The organism is Streptomyces sp. OZ13, from assembly GCF_052068155.1.
Classification (GTDB): Bacteria; Actinomycetota; Actinomycetes; order Streptomycetales; family Streptomycetaceae; genus Streptomyces.
Genome location: NZ_JBQHCZ010000012.1, coordinates 203,627 through 224,431, shown reverse-complemented (window position 1 = coordinate 224,431; position 20,805 = coordinate 203,627). Strand labels below are relative to the sequence as shown.

At 68.8% G+C, this 20,805-nt stretch carries 23 protein-coding genes; 3 read left to right on the top strand and 20 right to left on the bottom strand.

Features of this window, described 5'->3' with window-relative positions; genetic code table 11:
• Positions 1–57 precede the first annotated feature (57 nt).
• From ACTMTU_RS25460 to ACTMTU_RS25440, 5 genes are all read right to left on the bottom strand, one after another.
• On the bottom strand, positions 58–426 hold the full coding sequence (locus ACTMTU_RS25460) for a holo-ACP synthase (protein ID WP_005313448.1): 369 nt from the start codon (positions 424–426) through the stop codon (positions 58–60).
• Between the two features lie 7 nt (positions 427–433).
• Positions 434–2,281: a glutamine--fructose-6-phosphate transaminase (isomerizing) gene (gene glmS / locus ACTMTU_RS25455; RefSeq protein ID WP_441265764.1), complete on the bottom strand. Its 1,848-nt coding sequence runs from the start codon at positions 2,279–2,281 to the stop codon at positions 434–436.
• 66 nt (positions 2,282–2,347) lie between these two features.
• Positions 2,348–3,115: a hypothetical protein gene (locus tag ACTMTU_RS25450; RefSeq protein WP_441265763.1), complete on the bottom strand. Its 768-nt coding sequence runs from the start codon at positions 3,113–3,115 to the stop codon at positions 2,348–2,350.
• 130 nt (positions 3,116–3,245) lie between these two features.
• On the bottom strand, positions 3,246–4,058 hold the full coding sequence (locus ACTMTU_RS25445; RefSeq protein ID WP_441265762.1) for an ABC transporter permease: 813 nt from the start codon (positions 4,056–4,058) through the stop codon (positions 3,246–3,248).
• The gene (locus ACTMTU_RS25440) at positions 4,055–5,089 is read right to left on the bottom strand and encodes an ATP-binding cassette domain-containing protein (protein ID WP_441265761.1); all 1,035 of its coding nucleotides are present in this window, start codon (positions 5,087–5,089) and stop codon (positions 4,055–4,057) included. Before ACTMTU_RS25440 ends, ACTMTU_RS25445 begins: the two co-directional genes overlap by 4 nt.
• Before the next feature lie 171 nt (positions 5,090–5,260).
• Between ACTMTU_RS25440 and coaA the strand changes: the two genes are divergently transcribed.
• Both coaA and ACTMTU_RS25430 read left to right on the top strand, forming a co-directional pair.
• Positions 5,261–6,256 carry a type I pantothenate kinase gene (gene coaA / locus ACTMTU_RS25435; protein WP_005313463.1) on the top strand — a complete coding sequence of 332 codons (996 nt, stop codon included), beginning with the start codon at positions 5,261–5,263 and terminating at the stop codon, positions 6,254–6,256.
• Between the two features lie 11 nt (positions 6,257–6,267).
• Entirely contained in the window at positions 6,268–7,215 is a 948-nt protein-coding gene (locus ACTMTU_RS25430; RefSeq protein ID WP_441265760.1) for a DUF389 domain-containing protein, read from the top strand.
• A 75-nt stretch (positions 7,216–7,290) separates the two neighbouring features.
• Here ACTMTU_RS25430 and glmM read toward each other — a convergent pair whose 3' ends face one another.
• The 4 genes from glmM to ACTMTU_RS25410 all read right to left on the bottom strand — a co-directional run bounded on the left by glmM (position 7,291) and on the right by ACTMTU_RS25410 (position 11,675).
• Positions 7,291–8,649 carry a phosphoglucosamine mutase gene (gene glmM / locus ACTMTU_RS25425; protein WP_441265759.1) on the bottom strand — a complete coding sequence of 453 codons (1,359 nt, stop codon included), beginning with the start codon at positions 8,647–8,649 and terminating at the stop codon, positions 7,291–7,293.
• A 136-nt stretch (positions 8,650–8,785) separates the two neighbouring features.
• Positions 8,786–9,304: a 30S ribosomal protein S9 gene (rpsI, locus tag ACTMTU_RS25420; protein ID WP_441265758.1), complete on the bottom strand. Its 519-nt coding sequence runs from the start codon at positions 9,302–9,304 to the stop codon at positions 8,786–8,788.
• 42 nt (positions 9,305–9,346) lie between these two features.
• Positions 9,347–9,790 carry a 50S ribosomal protein L13 gene (gene rplM / locus ACTMTU_RS25415; protein ID WP_005313471.1) on the bottom strand — a complete coding sequence of 148 codons (444 nt, stop codon included), beginning with the start codon at positions 9,788–9,790 and terminating at the stop codon, positions 9,347–9,349.
• 262 nt (positions 9,791–10,052) lie between these two features.
• The gene (locus tag ACTMTU_RS25410; RefSeq protein ID WP_159688541.1) at positions 10,053–11,675 is read right to left on the bottom strand and encodes an ABC-F family ATP-binding cassette domain-containing protein; all 1,623 of its coding nucleotides are present in this window, start codon (positions 11,673–11,675) and stop codon (positions 10,053–10,055) included.
• Between the two features lie 56 nt (positions 11,676–11,731).
• Between ACTMTU_RS25410 and ACTMTU_RS25405 the strand changes: the two genes are divergently transcribed.
• Complete coding sequence (locus ACTMTU_RS25405) at positions 11,732–12,712, top strand: hypothetical protein (RefSeq protein ID WP_441265757.1); 981 nt, start codon at positions 11,732–11,734, stop codon at positions 12,710–12,712.
• A 169-nt stretch (positions 12,713–12,881) separates the two neighbouring features.
• Here ACTMTU_RS25405 and truA read toward each other — a convergent pair whose 3' ends face one another.
• From truA to rplO, 11 genes are all read right to left on the bottom strand, one after another.
• Positions 12,882–13,739 (bottom strand): tRNA pseudouridine(38-40) synthase TruA, encoded by an 858-nt coding sequence (gene truA / locus ACTMTU_RS25400; RefSeq protein WP_441265756.1) that lies wholly within the window; start codon positions 13,737–13,739, stop codon positions 12,882–12,884.
• A gap of 80 nt (positions 13,740–13,819) precedes the next feature.
• Entirely contained in the window at positions 13,820–14,311 is a 492-nt protein-coding gene (rplQ, locus tag ACTMTU_RS25395) for a 50S ribosomal protein L17 (protein ID WP_441265755.1), read from the bottom strand.
• A 107-nt stretch (positions 14,312–14,418) separates the two neighbouring features.
• Entirely contained in the window at positions 14,419–15,441 is a 1,023-nt protein-coding gene (locus ACTMTU_RS25390) for a DNA-directed RNA polymerase subunit alpha (RefSeq protein ID WP_003956430.1), read from the bottom strand.
• A gap of 141 nt (positions 15,442–15,582) precedes the next feature.
• A complete protein-coding gene (gene rpsK, locus ACTMTU_RS25385; RefSeq protein WP_003956432.1) occupies positions 15,583–15,987 on the bottom strand; it encodes a 30S ribosomal protein S11 in 405 nt (134 codons plus the stop codon).
• 67 nt (positions 15,988–16,054) lie between these two features.
• Positions 16,055–16,435: a 30S ribosomal protein S13 gene (rpsM, locus tag ACTMTU_RS25380; RefSeq protein WP_005313488.1), complete on the bottom strand. Its 381-nt coding sequence runs from the start codon at positions 16,433–16,435 to the stop codon at positions 16,055–16,057.
• Positions 16,436–16,620: 185 nt separating this feature from the next.
• On the bottom strand, positions 16,621–16,734 hold the full coding sequence (rpmJ, locus tag ACTMTU_RS25375; RefSeq protein WP_003956441.1) for a 50S ribosomal protein L36: 114 nt from the start codon (positions 16,732–16,734) through the stop codon (positions 16,621–16,623).
• A 57-nt stretch (positions 16,735–16,791) separates the two neighbouring features.
• Positions 16,792–17,013 (bottom strand): translation initiation factor IF-1, encoded by a 222-nt coding sequence (gene infA / locus ACTMTU_RS25370; RefSeq protein ID WP_003956442.1) that lies wholly within the window; start codon positions 17,011–17,013, stop codon positions 16,792–16,794.
• A gap of 183 nt (positions 17,014–17,196) precedes the next feature.
• On the bottom strand, positions 17,197–18,033 hold the full coding sequence (gene map, locus ACTMTU_RS25365; protein WP_441265754.1) for a type I methionyl aminopeptidase: 837 nt from the start codon (positions 18,031–18,033) through the stop codon (positions 17,197–17,199).
• 108 nt (positions 18,034–18,141) lie between these two features.
• On the bottom strand, positions 18,142–18,807 hold the full coding sequence (locus ACTMTU_RS25360; RefSeq protein ID WP_441265753.1) for an adenylate kinase: 666 nt from the start codon (positions 18,805–18,807) through the stop codon (positions 18,142–18,144).
• On the bottom strand, positions 18,807–20,126 hold the full coding sequence (gene secY / locus ACTMTU_RS25355; RefSeq protein WP_005313519.1) for a preprotein translocase subunit SecY: 1,320 nt from the start codon (positions 20,124–20,126) through the stop codon (positions 18,807–18,809). The genes ACTMTU_RS25360 and secY overlap by 1 nt, the downstream gene beginning before the upstream one ends.
• Before the next feature lie 222 nt (positions 20,127–20,348).
• Positions 20,349–20,804 (bottom strand): 50S ribosomal protein L15, encoded by a 456-nt coding sequence (gene rplO / locus ACTMTU_RS25350; RefSeq protein WP_005313522.1) that lies wholly within the window; start codon positions 20,802–20,804, stop codon positions 20,349–20,351.
• Position 20,805 lies beyond the last annotated feature (1 nt).

Below are 20,805 nucleotides of genomic sequence, written 5' to 3'. Positions count from 1 at the left end.
ACGGCCCGCCCGGCCCCGGTCGTGGCCGGATACGGACGCCCGGCCGGCGGCGCCGGCTCAGCCCTCCGCGATCACGACCGCCGAGGCGATTCCCGCGTCGTGGCTGAGCGACACGTGCCAGGAACGCACGCCCAGTTCGGCGGCGCGGGCGGCGACCGTGCCGTGCACACGCAGCAGCGGCCTGCCCGAGTCCTCCACGTACACCTCCGCGTCCGTCCACAGCAGGCCCGCCGGCGCGCCGAGCGCCTTCGCCAGCGCCTCCTTCGCGGCGAACCGTGCCGCGAGGGAGGCGTAGCCTCTGCGCTCACCGCTCGGCAGCAGCAACTCCCGCTCCAGGAAGAGCCGCTCGGCCATGCCCGGTGTCCGCTTCATCGACGCGGCGAAGCGTTCCACCTCAGCCACGTCGATCCCCACCCCGATGATCATTCGACGCTCATTCCACCGTCACGGACTTGGCCAGGTTCCTCGGCTGGTCCACCTCGTTGCCACGGGCCGTGGCGAGCTCGCAGGCGAAGACCTGGAGCGGCACCGCGGCGACCATCGGCTGGAGCAGCGTCGGCGTCGCCGGGATCCGCACCAGGTGGTCGGCGTAGGGCACGACCGCGTCGTCGCCCTCCTCCGCGATCACGATCGTACGGGCGCCACGTGCGCGGATCTCCTGGATGTTGGACACGATCTTGTCGTGCAGCACCGAACGCCCGCGGGGCGACGGCACCACGACCACCACGGGCAGGTCCTTCTCGATCAGCGCGATCGGCCCGTGCTTGAGCTCACCCGCGGCGAACCCCTCCGCGTGCATGTACGCCAGCTCCTTGAGCTTCAACGCGCCTTCCAGCGCCACGGGATACCCCACATGACGTCCCAGGAAGAGCACCGTGTTCTTGCCGGCAAGGGAACGCGCCAGCTCCCGCACCGGCTCCATCGTCTCCAGTACCCGCTCCACCTGTCCGGAGATCTGCGCCAGGTCACGGACGACGGCCCTGATCTCGTCGCCCCACTTGGTTCCGCGCACCTGGCCCAGATAGAGAGCGACCAGGTAGCAGGCCACCAGCTGGGTCAGGAACGCCTTGGTGGAGGCGACCGCCACCTCCGGCCCGGCATGGGTGTAGAGCACGGCGTCCGACTCGCGGGGAATCGTCGACCCGTTGGTGTTGCAGATGGCCAGCACCCTGGCGCCCTGTTCACGGGCGTGCCGCAGCGCCATCAGGGTGTCCATGGTCTCGCCGGACTGCGAGATGGCGATCACCAGCGTCCGCTGGTCCAGGATCGGGTCCCGGTAGCGGAACTCGCTCGCCAGCTCGACCTCGCAGGGGATACGGGTCCAGTGCTCGATGGCGTACTTGGCGATCATCCCGGCGTGGAAGGCGGTACCGCAGGCGACGATGACGACCTTGTCCGCCTCACGCAGCACGGACTGCGGGATGCGCACCTCGTCGAGGGTCAGCGACCCCGACGCGTCGACGCGGCCGAGGAGCGTGTCGGCGACCGCCTTGGGCTGCTCGGCGATCTCCTTGAGCATGAAGTAGTCGTAGCCGCCCTTCTCGGCGGCGGAGGCGTCCCAGTCCACGTGGTAGGCCCGCACCTCGGCGGCCTCCCCGTCGAAACCGGTGATCGTCACAGCGTCCCTGCGGAGCTCGACCACCTGGTCCTGGCCGAGTTCGATCGCCGACCGTGTGTGGGCGATGAACGCGGCCACGTCGGAGGCCAGAAACGACTCGCCGTCACCGACCCCCACCACCAGCGGGGAGTTGCGCCGCGCGCCGACCACCACGTCCGGCTCGTCGGCGTGCACCGCCACCAGCGTGAACGCGCCCTCGAGTTGCCTGCACACCATGCGCATCGCTTCTGCGAGGTCACCGCAGGACGAGAACGACTCCGCGAGCAGATGCGAGACGACCTCGGTGTCGGTCTCCGACTCCAGGTCGTGGCCGCGCTCGGCCAGTTCGGCGCGCAGGGCGGCGAAGTTCTCGATGATGCCGTTGTGCACGACGGCCACACGCCCCGCGTTGTCCAGGTGAGGGTGCGCGTTGGCGTCGGTGGGACCGCCGTGCGTGGCCCAGCGCGTGTGGCCGATGCCGGTGGAACCGCTCGGCAGCGGCCGGTCCGCCAGTTCCTTCTCCAGATTGACGAGCTTGCCCGCCTTCTTCGCCGCCGCGAGCCCCCCGTCGGCGAGTACCGCGACTCCGGCCGAGTCGTAGCCGCGGTACTCGAGCCTCTTCAGCCCGGCGATGACCACATCGAGCGCCGACTGTCCGCCGACGTAACCCACGATTCCGCACATGTCGGCAGCCTACGGTTCCGGACCCGTGCGGGCAGGTCAGGTGGGCGGGCGGGTGGCCGGGCCGGGTCAGCCGAGCTTGGCCGCCTGGGCGTCGATGACGGCGGTGGGCAGCGGCAGGTCGCCCTCGGGAGCCATCAGGTTGAACGAGGAGAACGACACGAAGGTGCCGCCCTTGCGCACGACGGCCACGTTGAACGGCAGCTTCTCGCCGTCCTGCTCGCCGGTCATCGTCCACGCCACGGCCTCGTCGCCGCCCGAGACCTTGGCCTCGGCCATCTTGACGATCTTCTGCTCCGTACCGGCCATCGTCAGGGTGAAGCCACCGGCGCAGGCCGTACCTGCGGACTTGACAGCCGCGAAGGCGTCGGCGGCTCCCTCGCCCTCGTAGGACGAGAGCGCGACCAGCGACGTCGTGATGTCGAAGGCGCCTTCGATCGCGCCGTCCTTGCCGGCTTCCTTCACGTCGGGCTCCGCGGTGGCCCTCCGCTTCACCGTCGCGACCGGCGCGCCCATGGGCGTACCGGCGAGTGCCCGGGCCAGCGGCTCGCACTCGGCCTTGTCCGTCTTGACGTCCTTGGCCGCGATGTCGTCCTCCGGACCGGCCTTCACGATCTTGTGCGCCTTGACGTCACCCTCGGCGAGCGCGACCTTCTCCAGTTCGGCCGCGGTCAGAGCCTTGGCTGCGGGCTCCGCGGCAGCGGAGTCCTTGCCCTTGCCGTTGCCCTTATCGTTCGTCCCCCCGTCGGAACCCTCGCCACCGCAGGCGGTGACCAGGAGAACAAGTGAGGCCGCGGCGGCGGCCAGAGCGGTACGGCGTACAGCGGTGCTTCGCATGTGCGTTGTCCTCGCGTGATCGCAGCGACCCCTCCCGAGGCGACGGCCCACGCCTGTCCCGCCCCGAATCGCTGCTGTTGAGCCGTACGATAACGCGCCCTGCCGACACCGCTGTCCGGCCACCCCCGGCTCACACCTTCGCCCGGTACGCCCGCATGGCCAGCGGATAGAAGACCACGGTGATGCCGGCCGCCCACACCAGCGACCACAGCACCGGCTCGGCGACCGGACCGCCGAGCAGCAGCCCGCGGAAGGCGTCCGACAGATGCGTCACCGGATTGATGTCGCTGAAGGCCTGAAGCCAGCCCGGCATCGTGTCGACCAGCACGAAGGCACTGCTGGTGAACGTGATCGGGAAGATCAGCGTGAAGCCGAACGCCTGCACCTTCTCCGCGTCGCCCGCGAGCATCCCGATGAGCACGGCGGTCCACGACACGGCCGCCGCGAACACCACCAGCAGCAGCGCGCCGAGCAGGAACCCGCCGAGTCCGCCGGTCACGCGGAAGCCGAGGAGCAGCCCGAGACCGATCATCAGCAGCATCGCCCACACGTGCTTCGTGAGGTCCGCGGTGATACGGCCGACGAGGGGGGCGGAGCGCGCTATGGGCAGGCTGCGCAGCCGGTCGAAGACGCCTTTGGTGAGGTCGGTGTTCAACGCCATGGCCGTGTATATGGTCATGAACAGGGTGTTCTGCACGATGATCCCGGGGAGCGCGTACTTCAGATACGCCTCCGGGGAGCCGGCCATCTGCCCGCCCAGGACATAGGTGAACAGGAAGACGAACATGATCGGCGTGATGCTGTAGTCGACCAGCTCGAGCGGATTGTGCTTGACCGCCACAAGACTGCGCCAGGCCATCGTGAACGTCTGCCTGATCCCGTCGAGCGGTTTCACCCGTCCCGACGACCGGCCCGGCGCCAGCGGCATCGTCGTCGCGCTCATGTCGAACTCACCGCCTTCTCCCGCTCGTTCTCGTCGGCAGGCCGGCCGGCCTCTTCCGCCTCGCGGGCGGACTCGTCCGGCCTGCCGGAGTCGGGCGCCGGCTCCGCCCGGTGCCCGGTCAGCGCCAGGAAGACCTCGTCCAGGGACGAGCGCCGCAGTGTCAGCTCGCCCACCGCAATCCCCTCGCGGTCCAGCCTGCGCACGACCGCCGGCATCAGCTCCGCGTCGTTGACCGGCACGGTGACCGATTCGCCCTCCGTCTGGGTCTGCGAACCGGCCGTCTCCGCCACCAGCGCGCGGGTGCGCGCCAGGTCCTCCGGGGCCACCGGCCTCACCTGGAGCACCTGGCCGCCCACTTCGGACTTCAGCGTGTCCGGCGTGCCCTCGGCGATGACCCGGCCCTTGTCGACGACGACGATGTCGTCGGCGAGCCGGTCCGCCTCGTTCAGGTACTGGGTGGTCAGGAGCGCGGTCGCGCCGTCGGCCACCAGGGCCCGCAGCATGTCCCACAGCTCCCCGCGACTGTGCGGATCGAGGCCCGTCGTCGGCTCGTCCAGGAACAGGATGCTCGGCCGGCCGACCAGGCTCGCCGCGAGGTCCAGCCTGCGCCGCATGCCGCCGGAGAACGTCTTCACGGCCCGTCCCGCCGCGTCGCTGAGCTGGAACCGGTCCAGCAGTTCACCGGCCCGCGCCTTGGACTCACGTCTCGGCAGGCCGAGCAGACGGCCGATGAGCAGCAGGTTCTCCGTGCCGGTGAGATTTTCGTCCACCGCCGCGTACTGCCCGGTGAGGCCTATGAGGGACCGCACTTTGCCGGCCTCGCGGACGACGTCGTGGCCGGCCACGGTGGCCCGGCCGCCGTCGGGGGTCAGCAGTGTGGCGAAGATCCGTACGGCAGTCGTCTTCCCCGCCCCGTTCGGCCCCAGCAGGCCCAGCACCGAGCCGGTGCGGGCCGCCAGGTCGACGCCTGCCAGCGCCTCGGTGTCCTTGAAGCGCTTGACCAGTCCTTCCGCCTGGATCGCATAGGTCATGAGACAACCTCCGGGTCCGCGGACGTCGCGGGTCGGCGCCCACCTCAGCCATAACTGTGACGCACGCCACTGACATTCCGTCGCGGAGGCCCGGAGCGGAGCCGCGGCCGCCCCGCTCCGCGTGACCGAGCACACCACCCATAACCGAGTCGCACGCACGACAATGTCCCTGTGATCACTTCGCCGCCACGAAGCGCCCACCGCCGGGCCGAGCACGCGTCGACTCCGTACGTCGACCTCACCCGCGCGGAGTGGAGCGCCCTGCGCGAGAGAACCCCGCTGCCCCTCAGTGCCGAGGAGGTCGAGCAGCTCCGTGGGCTCGGCGACGTCATCGACCTCGACGAGGTGCGGGACGTCTACCTCCCGCTGTCCCGACTCCTGAACCTCTATGTCCAGGCCAGCGCCGGCCTCCGCGGCGCTCTCAACACGTTCCTCGGCGACGCGGGGGGCGGCCACGGCGAACAGCGCGGCACGCCCTTCGTCATAGGGGTCGCCGGTTCCGTGGCCGTCGGCAAGTCGACGGTCGCCCGGCTCCTCCAGGCCCTGCTCGCGCGCTGGCCCGAGCATCCGCGGGTCGAGCTGGTGACCACCGACGGGTTCCTGCTTCCGATGAAGGAGCTCAAGGCCCGTGGGCTGATGTCCCGCAAGGGCTTCCCCGAGTCGTACGACCGCCGGGCGCTGACCCGTTTCGTCGCCGACATCAAGGCCGGCAAGGACGAGGTCACGGCGCCGGTCTACTCCCACCTCATCTACGACATCGTCCCGGACGAGCGGCTGACCGTGCGCCGCCCGGACATCCTGATCGTCGAAGGGCTGAACGTCCTCCAGCCGGCGCTGCCCGGCAAGGACGGCCGGACCCGGGTCGGCCTCGCCGACTACTTCGACTTCAGCGTGTACGTCGACGCGCGACCCGAGGACATCGAGACCTGGTACCTCAACCGTTTCCGCAAGCTGCGGGAGACGGCGTTCCAGAATCCTTTCTCCTACTTCAGGAAGTACACGCAGGTCTCCGAGGAGGAGGCGCTCGACTACGCCCGCACCATGTGGCGGACCATCAACAAGCCCAATCTGCTGGAGAACGTGGCTCCCACCCGCGGCCGCGCCACACTGGTGCTGCGCAAGGGCCCGGACCACAAGGTGCAGCGGCTGTCACTGCGCAAGCTCTAGGAGACACCCGCGTGCTGCATCTGCGTCTGATCACACCGGCCGACCGCACGGCGGAGGTGCTCGCCCTGCTCGAGAAGACCGTGGGCACGGCGCATCTCGCCGTCGTCCCCGGCGCCGCCCGTGATCCACAGGGCGACCTGGTGATGTGCGACGTGGCCCGGGAGGCGGGTGACGAGCTGCTCGCCGGACTGCGCGACCTCGGCATCGACGAATGCGGCTCGGTCGCCGTGGAGAACATCGACCTCTCGCTGTCGCACCGCGCGGATCGGGCCGAGCAGGCCGCGCCCGGCGAGGGCGCGGACGCGGTTCTGTGGGAACATCTGGCGGACGCCACGCACGAGGAGTCCACGCTCAGCGTCACCTACATCGCGTTCCTCACGCTGGCCACGATGATCGCCGCCTGCGGTGTCGTGCTGGACAACGCGATCCTGATCGTGGGAGCGATGGCGGTCGGTCCCGAGTTCGGCCCGCTGGCCGGTTTCTGCACGGCCGTGGTCCGTCGCGCCCCGCGGCTGGCGATGCGGTCGTTCGTGGCACTGATCGCCGGATTCGCCGCGGCGATGCTGGTGACCGTGGGCTTCAGCCACTTCATGGACGCCGTGAACCTCTTCGAGCTGTCGAAGCTGAAGGCGGAACGCCCCAACACCAGCTTCATCTACAACCCGGACTGGTTCTCCTTCGTCGTCGCCCTGCTGGCCGGGGCTGCGGGGATGCTGTCGCTCACCTCGTCGAAGTCGGGCGCCCTTGTCGGCGTCGCCATCTCCGTGACGACGGTGCCCGCAGCGGCGAACGCGGCAGTCGCCTTCAGCTACAGCTACTACGGGCAGGCCTGGGGCTCGACCGAGCAGCTGCTGCTGAACCTGCTGGGCATCGTGCTGGCCGGGACGCTGACCCTGCTGGCGCAGAAGTTCTTCTGGGCCAGGAAGCGCCGGCGCGCCGCGGCCGTGGCGACCGGATGACACCGGCGCGGACACACGGACGCCCGGTCCGGGACACAGGTCCCTGACCGGGCGTACGCACTCCTGCGGCGTGACTCAGCCGAGCGCGGACTTCACCACGTCGGCCAGCCGGCCGGCGACGCACCGGGCCTGCTCGATGTCGGCGGCCTCGACCATGACCCGCACGAGCGGCTCCGTGCCGGAGGGACGCAGCAGCACCCGGCCGGTGGAGCCGAGCTCGCGCTCGGCCTCGGTGACCGCGTGCGACAGTTCGGCGGAGGTCTGCACCCGGGACTTGTCCACGTCGGGCACGTTCACGAGGACCTGCGGCAGGCGCTCCATCACGCCGGCCAGGTCGGCCAGCGTCCGGCCGGTCGCCGTGACCCGTGCCGCGAGCATCAGACCCGTCAGCGTGCCGTCGCCGGTCGTGGCGTGGTCGAGCACGATCACGTGGCCGGACTGCTCGCCGCCGAGGCCGAAGCCGTGCGCCTTCATCGCCTCCAGGACGTAGCGGTCGCCGACCGCCGTCTGCACCAGCTCGACGCCCTCGCGCTCCATCGCCAGCTTGAAGCCCAGGTTGGACATCACGGTGGCGACCACGGTGTTGCCGCGCAGCGTTCCCGCCTCGCGCATGGCGAGCGCCAGCACGGCGAGGATCTGGTCCCCGTCGATCTCGTTGCCCTGCGCGTCCACCGCGAGGCACCGGTCGGCGTCGCCGTCGTGCGCGATGCCGAGGTCGGCGCCGTGCTCGACGACGGCGGCCTTCAGCAGCTCCAGGTGCGTGGATCCGCAGCCGTCGTTGATGTTGAGGCCGTCGGGCTCCGCGCCGATCGTGACGACCTCCGCACCTGCCCGCGCGAAAGCCTCGGGCGAGACACGGGAGGCGGCGCCGTGCGCCTCGTCGAGGACGACCTTGAGTCCGTCGAGGCGGTTGGGCAGCACGGCGATGAGGTGGGCGACGTACTTGTCGAAGCCCTCGTCGTAGTCCGTCACCCGGCCGACGCCCGAGCCCGTCGGCCGGTCCCACGGCTCACCGGTGCGGTGCTGCTCGTAGACCTGCTCGATACGGTCCTCGAGCTCGTCCGCGAGCTTGTGGCCGCCACGTGCGAAGAACTTGATGCCGTTGTCCGGCATGGCGTTGTGGCTCGCGGAGAGCATCACGCCGAGGTCGGCGCCGAGGGCGCCGGTGAGGTACGCCACGGCCGGGGTCGGCAGCACGCCGACGCGCAGCACGTCGACACCCGCGCTCGCCAGGCCGGCCACGACGGCGGCCTCCAGGAACTCTCCGGATGCGCGGGGGTCACGGCCGACCACCGCGGTCGGGCGATGGCCCGCGAACGTGCCCGCTTCTGCGAGCACATGTGCCGCCGCGACCGACAGGCCGAGCGCGAGCTCTGCCGTCAGATCCGCGTTGGCGACGCCGCGTACACCGTCCGTACCGAAGAGTCGTCCCACTGTTGTTCCTCCGAGAATGCTGAATGCTCGAACCGTTGTTCGCCCGAGGCAGTCGATAGACGAACGCCCCGGCAGCACGGAGTGCCGCCGGGGCGAACGAAAAGCCGTACAGGATGTCTGCAGGCCAGCGTGCGATTTAGCGCTTGCTGTACTGCGGGGCCTTACGGGCCTTCTTGAGACCGGCCTTCTTGCGCTCGACCGCACGGTCGTCGCGGGAGAGGAAGCCGGCCTTCTTGAGGGCGCCGCGGTTGTTGTCCACGTCGGCCTCGTTCAGCGCGCGGGCCACACCGAGGCGCAGGGCGCCGGCCTGGCCGGACACGCCGCCACCCGAGATACGGGCGATGACGTCGTAGCGGTTGTCGAGCTCGAGCACCTTGAAGGGCTCGTTCACTTCCTGCTGGTGCACCTTGTTCGGGAAGTAGTCCTCGAGGGTGCGCCCGTTGATCTTCCACTTGCCGGTGCCCGGAACGATCCGGACGCGGGCAATGGCGTTCTTGCGACGGCCCAGGCCGGCGGCCGGCTGCGGCTCGCCGAAGCGGGACGCCATGGACTCGGTGGTGTACTCACCCTCGACGGGGGCGTCCGACTCGAAGGTGGTGACCTCCGCGTAGGTCTCTTCGCCCTCGACAGGGGTCTCAACAGTGGTCTCGGCCACGATTCTCCTCAGATTTCTTTTCGTCTTAGGGGGTGGCCGGAACTACTGCGCGACCTGGGTGATCTCGAACGGGACCGGCTGCTGAGCAGCGTGCGGGTGCTGGTCACCCGCGTAGATCTTCAGCTTCGAGAGCATCTGACGGCCCAGGGTGTTCTTGGGGATCATGCCCTTGATGGCCTTCTCCACAGCCTTCTCCGGGCTCTTGGCAAGAAGCTCGTCGTAGCGGACGGAACGCAGACCACCCGGGTAACCGGAGTGGCGGTACGCCATCTTCTGAGTCTTCTTGTTGCCGGAGAGGTGGACCTTCTCGGCGTTGATGATGATGACGAAGTCGCCCATGTCCATGTGCGGGGCATAGGTCGGCTTGTGCTTGCCCCGGAGGAGGTTCGCTGCCGTAGTCGCCAGACGGCCCAGGACGATGTCCTGCGCGTCGATGATGTGCCACTGGCGCGTGACATCGCCGGGCTTGGGGCTGTACGTACGCACGGTCGTAGCCTTCGCTTCTTCAGTGAGTGTGGTCCTGACAAGGCCACCCGGACGATCACGACAGCCCTGGCGGCACGCGGGGACGCAACCCGAATGCCTGCCGCTGGTCATCGGCCCGGTGGACCGGCGTAAGGGCCCCTCACGTGAGATAGAGCAAGCCAATACGCATAACGAACCAGCAGAATACCTGTCTGCCCCCTGGCGGGTCAAAACGGGTCCCCGGGCCCCCGGCGCACGGGCGCCGGAACCCTTTCCCGGCGGGCTATCGCACCCGCTCCACCCGCCGCTCGTCCCACACCGGCTCCGGTGTCTCGCGGACGACCCCGTCCGAGCCGAAGACCAGGTACCGGTCGAAGGAGCGCGCGAACCAGCGGTCGTGCGTCACGGCCAGCACAGTGCCGTCGTAGGCCTCCAGTCCCTCCTGAAGTGCCTCCGCCGACTCCAGGTCCAGGTTGTCCGTCGGCTCGTCGAGCAGCAGGGCCGTGGTCCCCGCCAGCTCCAGCAGGAGGATCTGGAAGCGCGCCTGCTGCCCGCCCGAGAGCTTCTCGAAGGGCTGGTCCCCCTGGCGCTCCAGTTCGTAGCGCCGCAGGACCGACATCGCCCCGCCCCGATCCTTGGCGTGCTCCGTCCACAGGATGTCGACGAGCGTGCGACCCAGCAGCTCGGGATGGGCATGGGTCTGGGCGAAGTGCCCGGGGACGACCCGTGCACCCAGTTTCCACTCCCCCGTGTGGGCCACGGAGGCGTCGCCCGCCAGCAGCCGCAGGAAGTGGGACTTGCCCGATCCGTTGGAACCGAGGACCGCCACCCGCTCCCCGTAGAAGACCTCCAGCGAGAAGGGTTTCATCAGACCGGACAGTTCCAGCCCCTTGCAGGTCAGCGCGCGCACACCGGTGCGTCCGCCCCGCAGCCGCATCCTGATGTCCTGCTCCCTCGGCGGCTCCGGCGGCGGGCCGGCCTCCTCGAACTTCTTGAAGCGGGTCTGCATCGCCCGGTACCGCGAAGCCATGTCCGGGCTGTTCGCCGCCTGCTGCCGCAGCCGCAGCACCAGCGCCTTCAGCCGGGCGTGCTCCTCGTCCCAGCGCCGCTTCAGCTCCTCGAAGCGCGCGAAGCGCTCCCGCCGCGCCTCGTGGAACGTGGCGAAGCCACCGCCGTGGATCCACACGTCCGACCCGGCCGGCCCCGGCTCCACCGCCACGATCCGCTCCGCGGCCCTGGCCAGCAGCTCCCGGTCGTGGGAGACGAATAGAACGGTCTTACGGGTCTCCTTCAGCCGGTCCTCGAGCCAGCGCTTGCCGGGCACGTCCAGATAGTTGTCCGGCTCGTCGAGCAGCAGCACCTCGTCGGGGCCGCGCAGCAGCGCCTCCAGCACGAGCCGCTTCTGCTCGCCCCCGGACAGCGTCCGCACCTGGCGCCACTGCGCCTTCTCGTACGGCATCCCGAGCGCCGCCGTGGTGCACATGTCCCAGACGGTCTCCGCCTCGTACCCGCGCGCCTCCGCCCAGTCGCTCAGCGCCTGCGCGTACCGCATCTGCGCGGCCTCGTCGTCGACCGTCATGATCGCGTGCTCCGCGGAGTCCACCGCGGCCGCCGCCTCCCTGATCCGCGGCTGCGCCACGGACACCAGGAGATCGCGGACGGTGCGCTCGTCGCGCACCGAGCCGACGAACTGCCGCATCACGCCGAGTCCGCCGCTGACGCTCACCGAACCGCCGTGCGGCTGGATCTCCCCCGCGATCAGCCGCAGCAGCGTGGTCTTGCCGGCGCCGTTGGCCCCCACCAGCGCCGCAACCGCGCCCTCGCCGACCCGGAACGAGGCGTCGGCGAGGAGCGGACGCCCGTCCGGCAGGTAGTACTCGAGATGCGCGGCCTCTACATGTCCCATGGGGCCGATTCTGACTGCCGGGACCGGCCCCGCCCAACAGGTTTAGGATGCGCGGCATGAGCTTCGGGCAGGGGGGACCACAGTGGGGGTCCGGCGGACAGGACCAGAACCCGTACAACCAGGGCCAGTTCGGACAGAACCAGTACGGCCGGGGACCGGGCCAGTACGGTCGGGACCAGTACGGGCAGGACTCCTTCGATCCGTTCGGCGGCCGATCGGGCAGTGACGGCACCCCCGACTGGGCCGCGCTCGCCGACGCCTCGGCCGCCCGTGCCCGCCGCAGGCGCTGGCTCATGGTCGGCGGCGGGGCACTCGCGACCGCGCTCATAGCCGGCGCCGTCGCCACCGCGATCGTCTCCTCCAACAAGGACGGCGACGGCACCGCCTCCGACAAGAGCAGCAGCCAACTTCCCGCGCCGCCGGACCTGCCGCAGAACACCACCGCGCCGGAGCCGTCCTTCTCCTCCGTGGCGCCGCTGCCGCCGCCGAACCCGAAGGACTTCATCTCCGAGCGCAAGAAGGACACCCTCCCGCTCAGCGCCGAGACGCTGTTCCCCGGCAAGAAGCTGACGATGGGCGACCGCGTCTACGACAAGGGCGCGCTGGCGCGCACCGGCAACTGCGCCTCCGCCGTCAAGGGCGCCCTGGCGACCGCCCTCGAAAGCAACGGCTGCGAGCAGGTCTTCCGCGCCACCTACAGCAAGGACGGCATCGCGGTCACGATCGCCGTCGCAACCTTCGAGAACGAGGCCAAGGCGAAGAAGGCCCTCCAGCAGGCGTCGGGCAGCGTCGTGCCGCTGCCGGGCGCGGGCGTGCCGGCGTTCTGCAAGGGCGGCCCGGTGTGCCGCTCCACCTTCAACGCCTACGGCCGCTACGCCTACTTCACGACCACCGGCTACACCCAGGCCAAGTCCGTCACCAAGCAGGACACCAAGGCCTTCCAGACCGGCGACGACCTGGGCGAGTTCACGTTCCGCCAGATCGTCCGCCGCGGCGAGGCACAGGCCTCCGCGGCGGCCTCCGCCCCGGCCGGATAGCCCTGTCGGCGGGCGGCGCGCCACAGGCCGCGCTGACGGCACTCCGCCCCGCCTGACCGGTACTCAGAAGGGGGCGGGCGCCACCGGCGCCCGCCCCCTTCGTGCACCTGCCTGTGCCGCGTCAAGTCGACCGCGCGCACCGGGGGATGCCGTCGGCCCCGTCGCCGGCTCAGCAGCAGCCGGTCGCGAGAGGCAGCGAACGCCGGTTGCGCGCCTCCTTGTTGCGGGCGGCAAGCAACTCGTCGGCCGGGTAGCCGACTTCCTCCAGCGTGAGCCCGTGCGGCCGTACGACGTGGACCGCCGAGTCGCGCACACCGGCGGCCAGGACCTTCGCGGGCCACTCGACGGGCCGGTGACCGTCGCCGACGAACAGCAGCGCGCCGACCAGCGAGCGCACCATGTTGTGGCAGAAGGCGTCGGCCTTCACGGTCGCCGTGATGACGCCGGACGGATCGCGTTCCCACGACAGTTGCTGGAGCGTGCGGATGGTCGTCGCGCCGTCGCGCTTCTTGCAGTACGCCGCGAAGTCGTGCTCCCCGACCAGCCCGGCCGAAGCCTCGTTCATCGCGTCCACGTCCAACGGCCAGTCGTGCCAGAGCACATGACCGCGCAGCAGCGGGTCCACGCCACCGGGGTTGTCCGTCACCCGGTACGCGTACCGCCGCCAGATCGCCGAGAAGCGCGCGTTGAACCCCTCGGGCGCCTCCGCCACGCTCCAGATCCGCACATCGCGCGAGAGCCGGCCCGCCAGCCGCTTGAGCAGCTTCTCCCGGTGCTCCGCCCACAGCTCCACGGGCAGATCCACGTGCGCCACCTGGCCGCGCGCGTGCACCCCGGCGTCGGTGCGCCCGGCGACGGTCAGCTCGTACGTCGTCCGCGAGCGCGTGACCGTGCGCAGGGCGTCCTCGATCTCGCCCTGCACGGTCCGCCGGCCGCCGGCCTGCTTCGCCCAGCCGGAGAAGTCCTTGCCGTCGTACGAAAGATCCAGCCGCACCCGTACGAAGCCGGGCTCCACCTCGTCGCTCACGCGATCCATCCTCTCAACTCACGCGGAACGGGCCCGCCCCCAGTGGGGAACGGGCCCGCTCGACGAACCTGAAATCAGGCTCAGGCGTCCTTCGACTCCTCGGCCGGAGCCTCGTCGGCCTTGGCCTCGGCGGCCTCGTCCTTCTTGAGGGCGTCTTCCTTGACCGCGCGCTTCGTGGCGGCCTCGGCCTCGGCGACGGTCGCCTTCTTCGCGATCTCGCCCTCGACAAGCTCGATCACGGCCATCGGGGCGTTGTCGCCACGACGGTTGCCGATCTTGGTGATACGGGTGTAGCCACCCGGACGCTCGGCGTAACGCGGAGCGATCTCGGTGAAGAGCGTGTGCACGATGCCCTTGTCCGTGATCGTCTGCAGCACCAGACGACGGTTGTGGATGTCGCCCTTCTTCGCCTTGGTGATCAGGCGCTCGGCGACCGGACGCAGGCGGCGGGCCTTGGCCTCGGTCGTGGTGATGCGGCCGTGCTCGAACAGCGACTTCGCCAGGTTCGCGAGAAGAAGCTTCTCGTGAGCGGCGCTGCCACCGAAACGGGCTCCCTTGGTGGGACGCGGCATGGGGTTTCTCCTTGTGATCTGCACCGGCCGTATCAGGTACCGGTGTCAGTTCCCCCCTGGCGGTCGCCGGAGGGTGTGCGGGGAGCCGGGGCTCCCCGCAAGCCTTCTCAGTACTGCTCGGTCTCGACGAAGCCCGCGTCCGCGTCGTCGTCGGCGCCGAAGGCGTCGGCGGCGGCGGTCGGGTCGAATCCGGGCGGGCTGTCCTTGAGGGCCAGGCCCATGCCGGCCAGCTTCGCCTTGACCTCGTCGATCGACTTCGCACCGAAGTTGCGGATGTCGAGCAGGTCGGCCTCGGAGCGCGCCACGAGCTCACCCACGGAGTGGATGCCCTCACGCTTGAGGCAGTTGTACGAACGAACGGTGAGCTCGAGCTCCTCGATCGGCAGCGCCAGGTCGGCGGCAAGGGCGGCGTCCGTGGGGGACGGGCCCATGTCGATGCCCTCGGCGTCGATGTTGAGCTCGCGGGCGAGACCGAACAGCTCGACCAGGGTCTTACCGGCGGACGCCATGGCGTCACGCGGGCGCATGGCCTGCTTGGTCTCGACGTCGACGATCAGCTTGTCGAAGTCGGTGCGCTGCTCGACTCGGGTCGCCTCGACCTTGTAGGTGACCTTGAGGACCGGCGAGTAGATGGAGTCGACCGGGATACGGCCGATCTCCTGGCCCACCTGCTTGTTCTGCACGGCGGAGACGTAGCCGCGACCGCGCTCGACGGTCAGCTCCATCTCCAGCTTGCCCTTGCCGTTCAGCGTGGCGAGCACCAGGTCGGGGTTGTGCACCTCGACACCGGCCGGCGGGGCGATATCAGCAGCGGTGACCAGGCCGGGACCCTGCTTGCGCAGGTACATCACGACCGGCTCGTCGTGCTCCGAGGAGACGACCAGCTGCTTGATGTTCAGGATGAGGTCGGTGACGTCCTCCTTGACGCCCGGCACGGTGGTGAACTCGTGCAGGACACCGTCGATGCGGATGGACGTGACGGCCGCACCCGGGATCGAGGAGAGGAGCGTACGGCGGAGCGAGTTGCCGAGGGTGTAGCCGAAGCCCGGCTCGAGGGGCTCGATCACGAACCGCGAGCGGTACTCGTCGACGACCTCTTCGGTCAGCGAGGGACGCTGAGCGATAAGCATGGTGTGTTTCCTTCAGTCATGGATGCCCGCTATTTGACACCCGACAGGTACTGCGTACTGCAAGGGTACGGGCGGTACGTCCCACAGGGGACCTACCGCCCGAAAGCCCTACGTCGACCCGGATGCGTCACGCACCCAGGGTCAGACGCGCCTCCGCTTGGGGGGACGGCAGCCGTTGTGCGGCGTGGGGGTGACGTCCTGGATCGAGCCGACCTCGAGGCCGGTGGCCTGGAGGGAGCGGATCGCGGTCTCACGGCCGGAGCCGGGACCCTTGACGAAGACGTCGACCTTGCGCATGCCGTGCTCCTGCGCGCGGCGGGCGGCCGACTCGGCGGCCATCTGCGCGGCGAAGGGGGTGGACTTGCGCGAGCCCTTGAAGCCGACGTGGCCGGCGGAGGCCCAGGAGATCACGTTGCCGCTCGGGTCCGTGATGGACACGATCGTGTTGTTGAACGTGCTCTTGATGTGCGCGTGGCCGTGAGCGACGTTCTTCTTTTCCTTGCGGCGCACCTTCTTGGCAGCGCCCTGACGACCCTTGGGGGGCATCTATTACTCCTACGGGGAGGTGGTCGGTCCTACAGCGAAGACCGCTTGGTAAAGCGTCCGCTGAGGACTACTTCTTGCCCGGCTTCTTCTTACCGGCGATGGCGCGACGCGGGCCCTTGCGGGTACGGGCGTTCGTGCTGGTCCGCTGTCCGTGCACGGGCAGGCCACGACGGTGACGGATGCCCTGGTAGCACTGGATCTCGATCTTGCGGCGAATGTCGCCCTGGATCTCGCGGCGGAGGTCGCCCTCGGTCTGGAGGTTGGCGTCCACGTACTCGCGGATCTTGACCAGGTCCTCTTCGGCCAGGTCACGAACGCGGGTGTTCGGGTTCACACCGGTCGAGGCGAGGATCTCCTTGGACCGGGTACGCCCGATACCGAAGACGTAGGTGAGTGCGATCTCCACACGCTTTTCGCGCGGGATGTCAACACCGGAAACGCGTGCCATTCAATGGCTCCTGTGTGTTCGGGGGTCTGCCACAGAACCGCTCCCCGTTCGCCGTATGAGGTACGAGCGAGGTCCCCGGCCCCCGCCGGAGGTGCCGCCGACCCTTGCGGGCTGGGCGGGTTCTGCGTATGTACGTATTGCTTGCGTCGCGCGAAGAACTGCGGGTGCAGGTCGGTCGGCGTGCGTCAGCCCTGGCGCTGCTTGTGGCGCAGGTTGTCGCAGATGACCATGACCCGGCCGTGACGGCGGATCACCTTGCACTTGTCGCAGATCTTCTTGACGCTCGGCTTGACCTTCATGGGATGTGAGGTTCTCCGGGTCAGTGCCGACACCCCGCGAGGGGGGTGCGACAAGATCTACTTGTACCGGTAGACGATCCGGCCACGCGTCAGGTCGTACGGAGAGAGCTCCACGACGACCCGGTCGTCCGGGAGGATACGGATGTAGTGCATCCGCATCTTGCCGGAGATGTGCGCGAGGACCTTGTGACCGTTCTGGAGCTCCACCTTGAACATGGCGTTCGGGAGGGACTCGATCACGGTGCCCTCGATTTCGATGGCACCTTGCTTCTTGGCCACGCTTCGCCTTTCGAATCGGCTACCTTGATCGACTCCCGCACCGCGTGCGGACACACGGGTACACGAGAGCCGACGCATCAGTCTACGTCAGGCCATTCGAAAAGACGAATCCGGCAAGTGTGCCCAACGTGAGAGATCCTTAAGCGGCGCGCGCGCCCCAAGACGCGCCGCGGCCGCCATGCGTCATGCCAGCGGGTCCGGCGCCGCCGTGATGCCCAGCTCCGCCAGCTTCGCCTTGCCGCCGTCGTGAGCGGTCAGCACGAGCGGACCCTCCTCCGTCAGCGCGACCGAGTGCTCCCAGTGCGAGGACCAGGTGCCGTCGGTGGTGATGACCGTCCAGTCGTCGGAGAGAACCTCCGTGTGCGGCGTACCGAGCGACACCATCGGCTCGATGGCCAGACAGAAACCAGGGACCAGCTTCGGACCCTTGCCGCGCTTGCGCGAGACGTAGTTCAGCAGGTGGGGGTCCATGTGCATCTCGGTGCCGATGCCGTGGCCGCCGTAGTCCTCGATGATCCCGTACTTACCGGTCGCGGGACGCGGCTGGCGGCGGATGTAGGTCTCGATGGCACGGGAGACGTCGACGAGCCGGTTGCCGTTCTTCATCGCGGCGATGCCGGCCCACATCGACTCCTCGGTCACCCGGGACAGCTCGAGGAGTTCCGGAGCGTGACCACTGCCCACGAAGGCCGTGTAGGCGGCGTCCCCGTGCCAGCCGTCGACGATCGCGCCGCAGTCGATGGAGATGATGTCGCCGTCCTTGAGGACGGTCGCCTCGTCCGGGATGCCGTGGACGACGACCTCGTTGACCGAGGTGCAGATCGTCGCGGGGAAGCCCCCGTAGCCGAGGAAGTTCGACTTCGCGCCGTGGTCCGCGATCACCTTGCGGGCGACCTCGTCGAGGTCCTTGGTCGTGGCGCCGGGCACCGCGGCCTCGCGGGTCGCGTCGTGGATGGCGGCGACGACCAGTCCCGCCTCGCGCATCTTCGCGATCTGCTCGGGGGTCTTGATCTGCACCATTGCGGCGGGCGCCTTTCTGGACAAGTGGTTCCGGGCTTATCAACGATACGGCCGCGGCGTCCGAAGGACACCGCGGCCGTAACTCTCAAGAAACTGCCTCGCGGGTGCTCAGGCCTGCGCGGCCTTGTCCACCTGGAGGGCCTCCATCGCCCGGGCGGTCACATCGGTGACCTTGCCGAGCGCGGAGATGGTGACCACCAGGCCCTGCGACCTGTAGTAGTCGATGATCGGCTCGGTCTGCGTGTGGTAGACCTCGAGCCGCTTGCGGACCGTCTCCTCCGAGTCGTCGTCGCGCTGGTACAGCTCGCCGCCGCACTCGTCGCAGACGCCCTCGGTCTTGGCCGGGGAGTACGTCACGTGGAAGACGTGCGCGCTGTTGTTGCGGCACACACGACGTCCGGCGATCCGCTTGACGACCTCGTCCTCGGGAACCTCCAGGTCGAGCACGGCGTCCAGCTGGACACCCTCGCCCTTGAGCATCTCGTCCAGCGCCCCGGCCTGGCCCACGTTGCGCGGGAAGCCGTCGAGCAGGAAGCCGCCCGCGGCGTCCGGCTGGGACATGCGGTCCTTGGCCATCCCGATCGTCACCTCGTCGGGGACCAGGTTGCCGGCGTCCATGTACGCCTTGGCCTGCTTCCCCAGCTCGGTGCCCTGGGAGATGTTGGCGCGGAACAGGTCGCCCGTGGAGATGTGCGGGATCGACAGGTTCTTGGCGAGGAACGCTGCCTGCGTTCCTTTCCCAGCACCGGGCGGTCCGACGAGGACGATTCGCATCAGCGGAGGAACCCTTCGTAATTGCGCTGCTGGAGCTGGCTCTCGATCTGCTTCACGGTCTCCAGACCCACACCCACGATGATGAGGATGCTCGTCCCGCCGAACGGGAAGTTCTGGTTCGCGCCGCCGAAGCCTGCCAACGCCATCGTCGGGACAAGAGCAATCAGACCCAGGTACAGCGAGCCCGGCCAAGTGATCCTGTTGAGCACGTAGCTCAGATACTCGGCAGTAGGTCGACCGGCCCGGATACCCGGGATGAAGCCACCATACTTCTTCATGTTGTCCGCGACTTCCTCGGGGTTGAACGAGATCGCCACATAGAAGAAGGCGAAGAACACGATCAGAAGGAAGTACGTGACGATGTAGTAGGGGTGGTCGCCCTTGACGAAGTGGGCTTCGATCCAGGTTTTCCAGCCCGACTGCGAGTTCGAGAACTGCGCGACGAGCGCCGGGATGTAGAGCAGCGACGAGGCGAAGATGACGGGAATCACACCCGCCTGGTTCACCTTGAGCGGGATGTATGTGGACGTACCGCCGTACGACCTGCGACCGATCATCCGCTTCGCGTACTGCACCGGGATGCGCCGCTGGGCCTGCTCGACGAAGACGACCAGCCCCACCATCACGAAGCCGATCAGGATGACCGTGCCGAACTCGATCCAGCCCTGGGCGAGCTTGCCGCTCTCCTTGATCGCCCACAGGGCGCCCGGGAAGCCGGCGGCGATCGAGATGAACATCAGGATCGACATGCCGTTGCCGATGCCGCGGTCGGTGATGAGCTCACCGAGCCACATGACGGCGGCGGTACCGGCGGTCATGGTGACGACCATCACGATGGTGGTGAAGATCGAGCGGTCCGGCACGATCTCGTTGCCGACCGGGCAGCTGGCGAAGAGCGCGCCGCTCCGGGCGGTGGCGACGAGACCGGTGCCCTGCAGCACCGCGAGCGCCACCGTCAGGTAACGCGTGTACTGCGTGATCTTCGCCGTGCCGGACTGACCCTCCTTCTTGAGGGCCTCCAGCCGCGGGATGACCACGGTCAGCAGCTGCAGGATGATGCTCGCCGTGATGTACGGCATGATGCCGAGCGCGAAGATGGTGATCTGCAGCAGCGCTCCGCCGCTGAACATGTTCACCAGCCCGAACAGGCTGTTGTTGCCCTTCGTGGCCGCGTCGACACAGATCTGGACATTCTGATAACTGACACCGGGTACCGGGATGTGTGACCCGAGTCGGTACAGAACGATGATGGCCAGTGTGAAGAGCAGCTTCTTGCGCAGGTCGGGCGTCTTGAACGCCCGGGCGAACGCGGTGAGCACGGTGCCTCCTGCGACCCCCGCGCTACTGCGTCAGAGGTGACGGTCTTGAGGATCGACGAATACGTATCAGGCAAAATCCGCACGGGGCGCCAGTAGGCACACCGGGCTGAAGTTAACAACGCACGACACCTTACCGGCGACCGTGCCCCCCAAGGAACGACCAACCGGGGATGCCCCTTATGAGAGGCATCCCCGGTCGGATGTTCAAGCCATCGAGTCGTCTCAGACGAGCTCGGTGACGGTGCCGCCGGCGGCGGCAATCTTCTCCTTGGCGGAGCCGGAGACGGCGTCGACCGTCACCTGCAGCGCCACGGAGATCTCGCCCTGGCCCAGGACCTTGACGAGGCTGTTCTTGCGCACGGCGCCCTTGTCGACCAGGTCGGCAACGGTGACCTCGCCACCCTCGGGGTAGAGGGCCGCGAGCTTGTCCAGGTTCACGACCTGGTACTCGGTGCGGAACGGGTTCTTGAAGCCCTTGAGCTTCGGGAGACGCATGTGGAGGGGCATCTGCCCACCCTCGAAGCGCTCCGGAACCTGGTAACGGGCCTTGGTGCCCTTGGTACCACGACCGGCCGTCTTACCCTTCGACGCCTCACCGCGACCCACACGGGTCTTTGCGGTCTTGGCGCCCGGGGCGGGACGGAGGTTGTGGACCTTCAGCGGGTTCTGCTCCGCCATG

Bases quoted from the DNA above. Each gene is read 5' to 3' on its own strand.
- ACTMTU_RS25460 (WP_005313448.1), bottom strand. From the start codon at position 426: ATGATCATCGGGGTGGGGATCGACGTGGCTGAGGTGGAACGCTTCGCC.
- glmS (WP_441265764.1), bottom strand. From the start codon at position 2,281: ATGTGCGGAATCGTGGGTTACGTCGGCGGACAGTCGGCGCTCGATGTG.
- ACTMTU_RS25450 (WP_441265763.1), bottom strand. From the start codon at position 3,115: ATGCGAAGCACCGCTGTACGCCGTACCGCTCTGGCCGCCGCCGCGGCC.
- ACTMTU_RS25445 (WP_441265762.1), bottom strand. From the start codon at position 4,058: ATGAGCGCGACGACGATGCCGCTGGCGCCGGGCCGGTCGTCGGGACGG.
- ACTMTU_RS25440 (WP_441265761.1), bottom strand. From the start codon at position 5,089: ATGACCTATGCGATCCAGGCGGAAGGACTGGTCAAGCGCTTCAAGGAC.
- ACTMTU_RS25410 (WP_159688541.1), bottom strand. From the start codon at position 11,675: ATGGGACATGTAGAGGCCGCGCATCTCGAGTACTACCTGCCGGACGGG.
- ACTMTU_RS25405 (WP_441265757.1), top strand. From the start codon at position 11,732: ATGAGCTTCGGGCAGGGGGGACCACAGTGGGGGTCCGGCGGACAGGAC.
- rplQ (WP_441265755.1), bottom strand. From the start codon at position 14,311: ATGCCGCGTCCCACCAAGGGAGCCCGTTTCGGTGGCAGCGCCGCTCAC.
- ACTMTU_RS25390 (WP_003956430.1), bottom strand. From the start codon at position 15,441: ATGCTTATCGCTCAGCGTCCCTCGCTGACCGAAGAGGTCGTCGACGAG.
- rpsK (WP_003956432.1), bottom strand. From the start codon at position 15,987: ATGCCCCCCAAGGGTCGTCAGGGCGCTGCCAAGAAGGTGCGCCGCAAG.
- rpsM (WP_005313488.1), bottom strand. From the start codon at position 16,435: ATGGCACGCGTTTCCGGTGTTGACATCCCGCGCGAAAAGCGTGTGGAG.
- rpmJ (WP_003956441.1), bottom strand. From the start codon at position 16,734: ATGAAGGTCAAGCCGAGCGTCAAGAAGATCTGCGACAAGTGCAAGGTG.
- map (WP_441265754.1), bottom strand. From the start codon at position 18,033: ATGGTGCAGATCAAGACCCCCGAGCAGATCGCGAAGATGCGCGAGGCG.
- ACTMTU_RS25360 (WP_441265753.1), bottom strand. From the start codon at position 18,807: ATGCGAATCGTCCTCGTCGGACCGCCCGGTGCTGGGAAAGGAACGCAG.
- rplO (WP_005313522.1), bottom strand. From the start codon at position 20,804: ATGGCGGAGCAGAACCCGCTGAAGGTCCACAACCTCCGTCCCGCCCCG.